Raw genomic sequence first — 11,632 nt, forward strand, 5'->3', positions numbered from 1 at the left:
TCCACGAGCACGGCGCCCGGCGTTGCACGGACCAGGTCGACGACCTTCGCCAGGACCTGGTCGGCGAAGATGCGGTCGTTGGTGGCCAGGGTGATGCCAAGCACGGCCTGCTGGTGCCGGTCGAGCGAATCGACCTCGCTGGCGGAGACGTTGAAGCGGTTGCGGATGCGGTCGCGGAGGCTCTTGACGATACGGCGTTTGTCCTTGAGGCTCTGCGCGTCGCGGATCATCAGGCGAAGTTGCAGGATGCCGACGACCATAGGTTAGTTCCACGACGCCATCTTACCGCAAAGAACGCAAAGAGCGCAAAGGACGGATCGGGGGGCAACAGCAAGACCAAAAAGCAAACCCCGGCGATGTTAAAAGTCGTTTGGCCGTTCCTCGCATCTTCTCTTTGCGTGCTTTGCGCCCTTTGCGGTTAGAGCGCCTCTGCGGTGAAAAACACGGCAGCGTTAGGCCTGCCCCAGCGTCCGCTTCACCGTGACGGTTTCGAAGGCCTCCAGCCGGTCGCCGACCTTGACGTCGTTGTAAGCGGCCAAATGGATGCCGCATTCCTGTCCGCTGCGGACTTCGCGGACGTCGTCCTTGACACGTCGGAGCGAATCGATGCCGCCCACGTGGACCACCAGGCCGTCGCGGATGACGCGCAGCCGGGCGTTGCGCGCGATGGCGCCGTCGGTCACGCGGCAGCCGGCGATGGTGCCGGCGCGGCTGACCTTGAAGACCTCCAGGACCTGGGCCTCGCCCAGACGCCGCTCCTCTTTCTGCGGCGTCAGGAGCCCTTCGAGCGCGTTGCGGATGTCCTCGGTGATGCGGTAGATGATGTTGTAGTGGCGGATGTCCACGCCGCGCTCCTCCGCCAGCGTCCGGGCCCCCGCGTCGGGGACGGCGTTGAAGCCGAGGATGATGGCGTTGGAGGCGTCGGCCAGGAGGACGTCGCTTTCGTTGACGCCGCCCACCGCCGCGTGCAGCACGCGGACCCGGACCTCGGGGTGCTCGATCTTTTCGAGGTTTTCGCGGATGGCCTCGACGGAGCCCTGGACGTCGGCCTTGAGAATGATGGGCAGTTCCTTGACTTCCTCGGCGGTCATCCGTTCGAAGACGGCTTCGAGGGTCCTCGGTTGGCGGGCGGCCACCAGCGTGCTCTGGCGCGAGTCCCGCTCGCGTTCTTCGGCGATCTCTATCGCCTGGGCGAGGTCCCCCAGGACGTAGAACCGCTCGCCGGCCTCCGGGGCGGCCGACAGGCCCGCGACGCGGACGGGGACCGTCGGCGAGGCCTCTCGCAGATGGCGTCCGGTTTCGTCCTTCAGGGCGCGTACGCGGCCGTAGGCCGTCCCCGCCAGGACGACGTCGCCCGCGCGGAGCGTTCCGTTCTGCACGAGGAGGGTGGCGACGGGTCCGAGGCCTTCGGTGAGTTCGGCCTCGATGACGGTGCCGATCGCATCGCTCTGGGGGTTGGCCTTGAGTTCCAGCAGTTCCGCTTCCAGGAGGAGGGACTCGAGGAGCGAGTCGATGTTTTCACCGGTGACGGCGCTGGTGTTGACGCAGATGGTTTTGCCGCCCCATTCCTCGGCCACCAGTTCGAACTGCGTCAGTTGCTGCTTGACGCGTTGGGGGTTGGCCTGGGGGAGGTCGCACTTGTTGATGGCGACGACGATGGGGACGCCGGCCGCCTTCGCGTGGTTGATGGCTTCCTCGGTTTGCGGCATGACGCCGTCGTCGCCCGCGATGACCAGCACCACGATGTCGGTGACCTGGGCGCCGCGGGCGCGCATCGCCGTGAACGCCGCGTGGCCGGGCGTATCGAGGAACGTGACCCATCGCTCGCCCGCGTCGCCGCGAGGCGTGCCGACGGGGACGCGGTAGGCCCCGATGTGCTGCGTGATGCCGCCCGCCTCGCCTTCGACGACGCGCGTCTTGCGGATATAGTCCATGAGGCTCGTCTTGCCGTGGTCCACGTGGCCGAGGAACGTGACGACGGGCGGCCTCGGCACGAGGAGCGACTCGTCGTCCTGGCGGGACTCGAGTTCGGCGATGGCTTCCTCGGGGGCGCGCTGGCGGTGAATCGAGAGTTCCACCTCGAGGCTGAGGGCGATTTCCTGGGCCGTCGCCTCCGGCAGCGCGTCGTTCACCGTCGCCAGGACGCCCTGGTCCATCAGTCGGCGGATGATGTCGCTCGCCTTGATCCCCAGCGCCGCCGACAGGCTTCGGACCGTAATCGGCAGTTCCACGTCGGCCTGGCGCGGGCCTTCGGTGGCGGCGGGCCGCAGGGGAGGCGCCGGCCGACGGACCCTGGGCGCGAGCGGCCGGCCGCTCGCACCGACGCGGATGCGTTCGCTGACGATCTGGCCCGTGTCGCCGCCGCCGGTGAAAACCTGGTCGAGGATTTCCTGGTCCTCGCGCTGGCGTAGGCGTTCGTGTCGGCGGAAGGCCTGAGCGCGCCGCCGGCCGGCCGCTTCCTCTTCTTCGGTTTCTTTCCGGGCGCCGCGGCGGTGCCCTTTGACGGGGGCGACGACCTCTTCGACTTCCGCGACCGCCGGGGCCTCGGCGGCCTCGGCCGGTCGGCGCTTCGGTCTCTTGGAAGGACGGACGGGGATCCCGGGTTTCTGGGCCGGCGTCGCGCCGATGCCGACCGCCTGCGGATGCGGTGCGGGCGGAGCGACCGTGCCGGCCGCCGGGGCGCCGGGCGCCGGCCTGGGGGCCAGTTTCGGCCTCGGCGCGAGTTTCGGCCTGGGGGCCAGTTTCGGCCTCGGGGCCTTTCGCACCCGGGCGACGCGTTCCGTCGTCTCGCGGGCGGTCTCCGCCGCCCGAGCCTCCTCCGACTCTGGACGCTGCGCGGGCGCTTCGGCCGCGGCCGGCGTCTCGGGCGGCGCGGCCTCGGCGACGGCGGGCGCTCCGGCGGGCGCGGCCGGCTCGGGCTGCGGCGCCTCTTCTTCCTGGACGGCCTCGGGCGGCGTCTCGGCGACGCTTACCGGCGGGGGGCTCGGCGGCGTCAGTTTGATGCCTTCGGCCTGGGGTTTGCGGGCGTGGCGCGTCGGCAGCGAGATCCGAAGGCTGCGAGCCCGCGCCAGTTGTTCGTCGGGCGTGAGGCTTGGCGGCTCGGGCTTGGCGGCCTCGGGCGCTAGGACCCGGACTTCCGTTTGGGGCGCGTCGCCCTGGCGGGGCGCCAGGCGCGCGCGGATCCGGTCCGCCTCGTCGTCCTCGATGGTGCTGGAGTGTGATTTGACGTCGAGGCCGGCTTCCCGGCAGACGGCGAGGATCTCTTTAGTGGGCATGTCGAACTCGTGGGCGAGTTCGTAGATGCGTACCGGCAAGATTCGGCTCCCGTTCCCCTGGCTCTCTTAGACGTCGGCCCCCTTGTCGTCGTCAGGCGTCGTCTGGACGGCCTGTTCACCGGTCGCGTCGGCCTCGGCCTGAGGGGTTTCCGTGGCCGTCGGGGCGTCCGGTGGGGTTTCGGCGTCGGCAATCGTCTCGGCCGAGTCGGCAACCTCAGCGGGGGTTTCTTCGGGTTCTTCGGCGGCGGCGTCGGCTTCGGGGAGTTCCGTGGTCGCCGGGGCGTCCGGTGCCGTTTCGGCGTCGGCAATCGTCTCGGCCGAGTCGGCAACCTCGGCGGGGGTTTCGGCCGCGAGTTTCGCCTCTGCGGCGGCGGTTTCGGCCGCGAGTTTCGCCTCTGCGGCGGCGCGGATTTCGAGCGTCGCGACCAGGGCGGCGGTCTGTACGATGATCCGCTGGACCTGTTCGGGCTCGACGCGCAGCAGGCGGGAGAGGGTTTCGGCGCCCACCTCCGCGACGTCGGCCAGGCTGATGTACCCCGCCGCCACCAGTTCGTTCGCCAGTTCCGCTCCGACGGCCTCGAGGCTCACGAGTTGTTCGTAGGCCGCCGCGCGCTGCTGCTCGTACTCCGCCGGCGTCATGATGTCGATGTTCCAGCCGGTGATGCGGGCGGCGAGGCGGACGTTCTGCCCCTTTTTGCCGATCGCCAGGCTCAACTGGTCGTCCGCCGCGAGCACGGTCGCCCGGTTGATGTCGCGGTTCAGAAGCACCTCTTTGACCTGGGCGGGTTTGAGGGCGTCGGCGATGAAAATCTGCGGCGACTCGTTGTAGCGGGCGATGTCGACCTTCTCGTTGGCGACCTCGGCGACGATGTTCTTGATGCGGCTGCCCCGGATGCCGACGCAGGCGCCGACGGGGTCGACGCGGGAATCGATGCTGGAGACGGCGACCTTTGTCCGCCGCCCCGGCTCGCGGGCGATCGCCTCGATGACGATTGTCTGCTCGGCCACCTCGGGCACCTCCAACTCGAACAGCCGCGCAATCAGGTCCGGGTGCGTCCGCGACAGGACGATCTTGACGCTGGCGCCGGCCTCGCGGACCTCAATAATCAGCGCGCGCAGCCGGTCGCCGACGTGCAGCGTTTCGCCGGGAATCTGTTCGCTCTTCGGAAGGAACCCTTCGCCCCGGCTCAGGCTTACGACCGCGTTGCCGTGCTCCACGCGCGTCACCTGTCCGGAGATGATGGCGCCGATCTGGTCGGCGTAGTTTTCCATGAGGCTGGCGCGTTCGGCCTCGCGGATCTTCTGGATGATGACCTGCTTGGCGGTCTGAGCGGCGATGCGCCCGAAACCGGTCGGGTCGATCCGCTGGCCCCCCATGATCACCTCCATCTGGCCGCTGGCGCGGTCGATCGTGATGGAGACGTCCTCCGCGGCGCCGAAGTGCTTCTTCGCCGCCGACACCAGCGCCGATTCGATGCCCTGGAAGATGATTTCGCCGTCGATGCTCTTGTCCCGGCGAATCGTCTCAACCAGTCGTACAAGTTCTCCGTTCATCCGTGTCGGCACTCCCCGATTCGCTTCCCGCAGCCCGAGCGTGCTGCCCGTCGAGTCGGCGGTCCCCGGTCCGGCAAACAAAAAAGTGGGACCGGCTGTGGACCCCACTTCCGCCGCCCCCGGCCCGGGTCCGTCCCGATCTGCCGGGGTGCGAGCCGCACCGCGCGCCTTTACGCCTGTGCTACATGCTCAGGCTCCCCAGTGTTGGTGCAACCCGTCCGGTCGTCCTGAGGGCGGCTTCCGTATTTCGCGTGGTGCGCTTCCATCCGTCGGTCGCCGACCTCGTTTCCGTGGGAATCCGTTTCCGGCCGCTCCGGCCCGGAGCCCCGTTCGCCCCGAAGGACCGGCGGCGCAGCCAAAGTTCCATGAATTTACCGTCCGGCGGCCCCGGAGTCAACAACTTTCTCGCCGGCGGCGCCCAAGACGTGGACGGGGCGAGCCGGACGCGTCGCCCGAAGGGGGCTCGCCCCCTCGTTACGGGGTCTCGCCTTCGATGCGTTCCAGGCGGATGGTTTCGCCGTCGCGAACCTGGCGGAAGACCTTGACGTCGCCCTCCACTCGCCCGATGGGGTTGACGGGGCTGGCGGCTCGCGGCTCGTCCCCCCTGGAGGCGGGGGTCTTGCCGAAGAAGATGCAGAACGCGCTGCCCGTCGGCCAGTAGGCCAGTTCCCCGACTTCCATCCGGTCGCGGGCCTCGACGCCCAGGTCCACCTGGACGGGAATGCTGAAGTAAATCTCCTGGCCCCAGGTGTTGACCGCGCTCTCGATGGGCAGGGCGTCCCAGATGCGTTCGGCCGTGGGCGTGTCGCTCAGGGTGGCCAGCATCTCGATCTTGTCCGTGGCGATTCGAATCTCGTGCATGCCTGCCTCCCGCTGATACGAACACCGCGCCGCCGCGCGGCGCAATACCCTCCGCCGGAGCGACGCGGACCGGACGGGCCCGTCTTTCAGGCCGATCCGGTCCACGCGCCGCCGGGCTTCGCCCCTCCGCAGGATGCTGCGCAGGCGGAGTCCCGGCGCGCCGGGATCGGGATGGCGAAGCCGCGCCGGCCTTCACAGGCCGACCTCAATCACCGAGCAGCCGCCCCCGGCTACTGCTGGCGCTGCTTTTTCCTGATCACAACAAACACCACGATCAGGACGACCAGAATGGGAATCAGAACATACCACCACACGGGCATTCCCGGACCTCCTTAACGCGCCCCCCGTGTTTTTCGCCAACCGATTCAACATGAGAGTAGTCCCCGCACGCGACGGCTGTCAAGAATTAATTCTGAGGGGAGACGGTGCCAGGGGAAATTGCCGCACCCGCCACTTCCCCGGGCGCGGGGGATCCTAGCGCGCCGGGGTCGCCCCTTTCAGGCTTTCTTCGAGTTCCGCGACGCGCCGCTCGGCGGCTGCACGCTCCTCCTTCGACAGCTGCCGCGAGCCCGCACTGTAGTGAGAGATTCCCTCTACCACAGGGCCCGCCGGCACAAGGGCGTCGAGTTGGAGGGCGCGGCGATACTCGGCCAACGCGGCCGCGTCCTCCCCGAGCCGGTCCGTCACGTCCGCCAGGCGCAGACGCGTCGGCGGGTCCGTCGGTGCCAGTTCGGCCGCACGCGCCAGGTACTCCCTGGCGGCCTGGAGCGCCCCCGCATCCTCGAACGCTCCGGAGACGGCGAGCCGGCAGGCGGCCAAACGGACGTACGCCTCCCCGAGCCTCGGGTGCCGCGCCAGCGCTTCGCCGTAGGCGCGGATGGCTTTGTCGGTCGCCATCGCCTGTTCGGGTCCCTCGGCCTCGGCGGCGCGGTCCTGCCACAGTCTGCCGCGCACGTACGCCGGCTCCCAGGCGAGCGGGTTCGCCCGGCCCGCCTTGCGAAGCGTCTCGTCCATGTCGAGATCGCCTTCGGCCTGGGTGGCGGCGGCGAGAAGCGCCCGCTCGCGCGCGACCGGCAGAAGGAGGCACTTGACGTAGGCAAAGGCGCCTGCCATCACCGCCAGCATCAGGACGAACGCCAGTCCCAGGGGGATGCGGAAGGAGCGGTGCGGCTCGGTCCCGGCGCGCCGGGAGAGGCCGGCGGCCACCACGACGAGCAGCGCCCAGGAGGCCGGCGCCGACAGCAGCGCCGGTTCCACCTGCGCCAGGACCAGCCACGCCGCTGCACCCGCGACGCAGGCGGCGCCAAGCAGCCGAAGCGGCCGCCCGGAAACCTTCAGCCGCGACGGGTTCTCGCCGGCGGCGAGGCCGGCCACAAGCGCCATCACGCCCAGGGCAACAGCCCCGGCGCGCCATCCGAGCGGAAAGAGCGCGATGACGGCCGGCGCCGCGAGCAGAACCGTCGGCGCGAGCAGCCGGAGAACCGACCGGTCCTCGCCCGCCGGCGCCGCTTCGCCGCGCCGGCCCCGGAGTCCCGCGCGCGCCGCGAGGACCGTGAGGCCCCCCACCGCCGCCAGCCCCGCCAGGCCCAACTGGCTCCAGGCCGAGAGCCACAGGTTGGCCGGGTCCGTGACGGCGTCGGGCGCCGCGGCCGCCTTGTGCGCGAGGTACTGGTGGCCGAAGTTTTCGAGGCCGACGCCGGTCGCCCAATGGTCGCGGATGACGGCGAGGGCGGCCCGCCAGGACTCCGCCAGGGCGCCGGGCGCCCAGGCGGGCCAGGACAGGGCCAGGGCCGTCAGGGTCGTCACGGCGGCGACCGCGGGCACAAAGGCCAGGCGCGACCGCACCTCCAACAGTTTCTCCGCGACGAAACCTGCGCCGACCGAGGTCGCCAGGACCAGCACGGCCGCCAAGACCGCCGGGTGCTGGGCGGCCGGTCCTGGGGGGCCCGGGTGGATGGCGAGCGCCCCCGGAACGATGGCGGAGGCGAGGACGACGGCGAGGAGGAACCGCCGGTCGGCATTAGTGCGGACGGCCTGGAGGAGGGCGAAGAAGGCGGTCCCGAGGCCGGTCATCTCCGCCGCACGCACCAGGGCCGACGACTTGTCCGACGCCGAAGCCGTCGAGACCACGGCCCCGAGTAGCCACAGGACGACCGGCGCCGCCATCCAGCCGTGCGCCAGGCGGGCGCGGTTCTCGGCCACCCACGAGGCGACCACGAGGACCGGCATCAGCCAGAACGCCAGGCCGACCACGAGGACCGTGGCGGGATCCGAAAGGCCCGGCGCGCCGAGGAACGAGGCCGAGGCGCGGAACTCCGGCAGGAGGAGGAGCAAGGCGGCGGCAACGACGAGGACGGCCCCGCGAAGAAAGGCGGCCAGCCGTTCGTCGGCGCGCGAGACGGTCGTCATGGGGCGTTTTTCCCGGCCGGGTGTTTCCCGTGCGGCCGGTTCTCCAGGAGGCGGCCGCGGACGCGCGTGAAAAACTCGTGGTAGTCGGGCGTCCGGTAGTCCGGATAGGTCCACTCCAGGGGGACCCACTGGTCGCGTCGCCACAGGAGCGTCACTTCGCCGTAGATGCCGCCCTCCAGGTAAATCCGGTGGGCGTTGTCCTTCGTTGTCGCCAGCACCAGGCGCGACGGCGCGATGTAGCCCGGGTCGAGGTTCACCGGCCTGAGGACGGGCCACTCGCGCGAGGCGGCGATTGTCTGCTCGACCTGGTTCGTCAGGCGCTTGATGGTGGCCAGGCGGTCCGGGGGGATGAGTTCGGCGAACGAGAGAAAACCACGAAGCAACGGCTGGCCCATCTCGTCGCGGTAATATTCGGTGAACTCGTGGGCCCAGAGGTCGCTTCTCAGGTCCACGGGGCCGAGGACCTGGACGAGACGGGCCTCGGCCTCGGCCAGCGCGCCGGGATAGGCCGACAGCATGCCGACGAAGAGTTTGACGGGTTCGGCGTGGCGGATTTCGCCCATGGCAAGAATGATGATACGACGCTCCGCGCGGACGTGCCAAGCCAAATCCCGCGCGGTGCCGGGGCTCTTGGCACAGCCCGTGCATGACCGCGACCTTCCGCCTTCGCCCTTCGGGCTTCGGCGGACAAGTACGGTCGCGGCTCGAAAAGCGTGCGAGCGGTCGTTCGAGCCGCCCGCGTTAGCGGGCGGTCATGTTCCCCCACCGCCGAGCGCTAAGCGCCTCGAAGCACCGGCGGAAGGTTTCGTATGCGGCCGCGTCGTAAAGGACGAACCGCACTTCCTGGAGGCTCGTCTCGCCCGCCAGGTGCGCCAGCGCCTCCTCGAGCATCACCTCCGCGCAGCGCCGCATCGGAAACCCCGCGATGCCCGCGCCGACGGCCGGGAAAGCGATGGACCGGATCCCCAGTTCCTTCGCGTGAAGGAGGCTGGCGCGCGTGGAGGCGCGCAAGTTCGGTTCGCCCGTCGGTTCGCCCAGGCGCATGCTGGCCGCGTGGATGACGTAGCGGGCCTTGAGGTTCCCGCCGCCAGTGACGGCCGCCTCGCCCAGGGGGATGGGGCCGATACGGTCGCACTCTTCCTGGATGGCGGGTCCGCCCTTTCGGCGAATGGCGCCCGCGACGCCGCCGCCCAGTTGAAGGTCGTTGTTGGCGGCGTTGACGATGGCGTCGGCGTCCTGGGCCGTGAGGTCGCCCTGGAGAATCTGGATCTTTTCCTTGAAGCTCATGCTAAGCCCCCCACCCCCCACCTAGCGCCAGATCGCTATTGGCCGCATTGAAGATGGGTGTCGGTGGCCTTCATTGCTCTACGCCTTTCTGCATCCACGGCCACACCGGGTCAAACGGGCGTCAAATAGGCTGGCCAGACCGAATGCGCAACATCTTGGGGTTGCCAGGATCGAGTACTCCCATATCTGGTAGCCCGCGATGGCCCGATCAAATGGCCGTCAAATAGGGAGCAAACAGGTTTTTCGCTCGTCTCGCTCACGGTTCTAAGCCCAGTACGGAACGTAACTTGCGTGTCTTCTTGACTCGCTCTCGGGGTCATAAGGACGGACCACTCCAGCCTCAATGGCATCGCTGATCACCCGCGAGACCTGCGCCCGGTTCTTCTCCTCGATCCCGAATCGCTCGCGAAGCGTGGTGTTAGTCATCCGCTTACGCTTCACGAACTGCAAGCAGGCGTGCAGGTAGCAGGCCCGCGTCCGGTCGGCCTTGTCCATTTCGGCGAACGACTTGTGCGCGAACAGAACGGCTCGGGTATGCCCGCCTACGGCCTCGAACAGGGGTGCGGGCAGTTGGTATAACTCTGTCTGGAACACCACCTTGTCCACGCCGCTGCCTCGCTCTTCGCAGATGCCCACGCGCCGCAGGAACGACGCCAACGCCTCGTTACGGGACCGTGGTGGCGTGTCGAGGAACCGTCGCGTGTCCACCAGCGGCTCGCCCGGATTGGTAATCTCCAGCCGCCCGTCGAACACCTCGACCAGCGGCCCTGTCCCGCTGACCGTGAAGTCCTGGTGGATGATCACATTGGCCACCAACTCGCGAATGGCCAACTCTGGGTACATCGGAACGGTCTTGCGGAGTGCCTCCCCAATCACTTCGTTCTCCGGCAACATTCCCTTGAGAAACTCAATCAACCCCTCGAAACCAGCGGCGTAACCCCTGTGCCCCTGATGCTCCCGCCTGGTGCGGACTCGGCCGTCTCCGTCATACTCGATGACGCGCACCGCCTTGCGGGCCAAGTGGCGGAACTTCGACAGATCGGAAGCAAGCAGGATTGCCCCGAGATTCAGAATGTTCCACTGCCCGCCCGGGCAGGCCTCAATCATGTGATCGTCCGCAAGGCGAGCCAGAATTCCGTCGCGCGTCTCGGGCAATGGCACAGTCAGCAACTTGAAGTAAGTGGGGTAGTCCAGCAGCGCCAGCACATCCGAGGCAGTTACCCTTTCGGCGGCCACCTGCTGCTCGAAGGGGGTCACGTCGAAGATGCGCCACAACTCGCGTTCCTTCTCCGGAAAATCTTTGAGCTTTTTCCTGTACGAGCCGACCCGGATGTATTCCACCCCCTGAAACTGTACCGGCTGGTGCGCCGCACGCGGAATCTCGACCATCGAGACCAGTTTGCCATCGGCCTGGAACTCCACGAAGCGGAAGTGAATCCGCGGGCTTAGCAGCCGAATCAGCCAGTTCTCAAGCTCCTCATTCCCTTTTTTCGCCTGCGTCGGCCGAAACGTTGTGCCCACCACGTCATGAGTACCGTCCGCAATGCCCCACACGAGGTAGGCGTTGGCCTTGCCTTCCAAGGCGGCCGAGTTGGCCAGCGCCGAGATGTATTCGCCGATCTCTTCGGGGTTGGCGTTGTTGCACTTGAACTCCACCCACTCTGTTTCCTTGGGGAGCTGCCGCAGCTCCTGTAGCAGGCTGGCGAGATATTCCGGGCTGTCATTCCTCACCATCGGCCGCCTCCACGATGAGTTCGGGTTTGTCGTCCTCCCCGCGTGACGTGCCTTTCAGTGACTATCGTAAGACGGACCGTGCGAGCGAGTCAAGGTCGGGTTGCAGGCCGTTGCCGGGGCGGGGCAGAGCGGGTATGATGCCCCTTCCTCATTCCTGGGGGCGAGCCGGATGAAGCGGACGCTGGTCCTCAACGTTGCCGGCCTTGGGGCCGACCTGGTCGCCGAGATGCCGGCGCTCGGTCGATTGGCCGGGCGCGGCGCTCTCCTGCCGCTCGAACCCATCCTGCCCGCGGTTCTGGGAACAGTCCGCCCGCCTCGTCATGGCCCCGCGCGTCTGGGAACTCGCGCCGAAGGGCAAGCGGCCCAAGACGGCCATGCTCTTCTGGCAGCATAGCCTGTATGGGTCGGCCGACCTGGTGCTGACGCCGAAGCCCGTCCACGGTCCCCGCGGCGAACTCCTCGAGGACTGCTGGTCGAGGCCGGCGGACCTTTACCGGCGCCTGGCGGAGTCG

9 protein-coding genes are annotated in these 11,632 nt (G+C 68.5%); 1 reads left to right on the forward strand and 8 read right to left on the reverse strand.

The annotated features are described in order from the left end of the window. From NTX40_03570 to NTX40_03605, 8 genes are all read right to left on the reverse strand, one after another. The coding region (locus NTX40_03570; GenBank protein ID MCX5648164.1) for a DUF503 domain-containing protein at nucleotides 1-260 on the reverse strand (260 nt) is incomplete at its 3' end. 192 nt (nucleotides 261-452) lie between these two features. Next, nucleotides 453-3,314, reverse strand: a complete 2,862-nt coding sequence (gene infB, locus NTX40_03575; GenBank protein MCX5648165.1) for a translation initiation factor IF-2 — start codon at nucleotides 3,312-3,314, stop codon at nucleotides 453-455. A gap of 27 nt (nucleotides 3,315-3,341) precedes the next feature. Beyond that, entirely contained in the window at nucleotides 3,342-4,829 is a 1,488-nt protein-coding gene (nusA, locus tag NTX40_03580; protein MCX5648166.1) for a transcription termination factor NusA, read from the reverse strand. A 474-nt stretch (nucleotides 4,830-5,303) separates the two neighbouring features. Continuing rightward, nucleotides 5,304-5,690, reverse strand: coding sequence for a cyclophilin-like fold protein (locus tag NTX40_03585; GenBank protein MCX5648167.1), 387 nt, complete (start codon nucleotides 5,688-5,690; stop codon nucleotides 5,304-5,306). 474 nt (nucleotides 5,691-6,164) lie between these two features. Next, nucleotides 6,165-8,099, reverse strand: coding sequence for a tetratricopeptide repeat protein (locus NTX40_03590; protein MCX5648168.1), 1,935 nt, complete (start codon nucleotides 8,097-8,099; stop codon nucleotides 6,165-6,167). Then, on the reverse strand, nucleotides 8,096-8,707 hold the full coding sequence (locus NTX40_03595) for a DUF4416 family protein (protein MCX5648169.1): 612 nt from the start codon (nucleotides 8,705-8,707) through the stop codon (nucleotides 8,096-8,098). Before NTX40_03595 ends, NTX40_03590 begins: the two co-directional genes overlap by 4 nt. A gap of 133 nt (nucleotides 8,708-8,840) precedes the next feature. Continuing rightward, nucleotides 8,841-9,386: a macro domain-containing protein gene (locus NTX40_03600; GenBank protein ID MCX5648170.1), complete on the reverse strand. Its 546-nt coding sequence runs from the start codon at nucleotides 9,384-9,386 to the stop codon at nucleotides 8,841-8,843. A gap of 264 nt (nucleotides 9,387-9,650) precedes the next feature. Then, the gene (locus NTX40_03605; GenBank protein ID MCX5648171.1) at nucleotides 9,651-11,120 is read right to left on the reverse strand and encodes a putative DNA binding domain-containing protein; all 1,470 of its coding nucleotides are present in this window, start codon (nucleotides 11,118-11,120) and stop codon (nucleotides 9,651-9,653) included. A 203-nt stretch (nucleotides 11,121-11,323) separates the two neighbouring features. Between NTX40_03605 and NTX40_03610 the strand changes: the two genes are divergently transcribed. Continuing rightward, nucleotides 11,324-11,632, forward strand: a 309-nt coding sequence (locus NTX40_03610; protein ID MCX5648172.1) for a hypothetical protein, incomplete at its 3' end; no start/stop codon positions are given.

It is taken from the genome of Planctomycetota bacterium (genome assembly GCA_026387035.1).
Classification (GTDB): domain Bacteria; phylum Planctomycetota; class Phycisphaerae; order FEN-1346; family FEN-1346; genus JAPLMM01.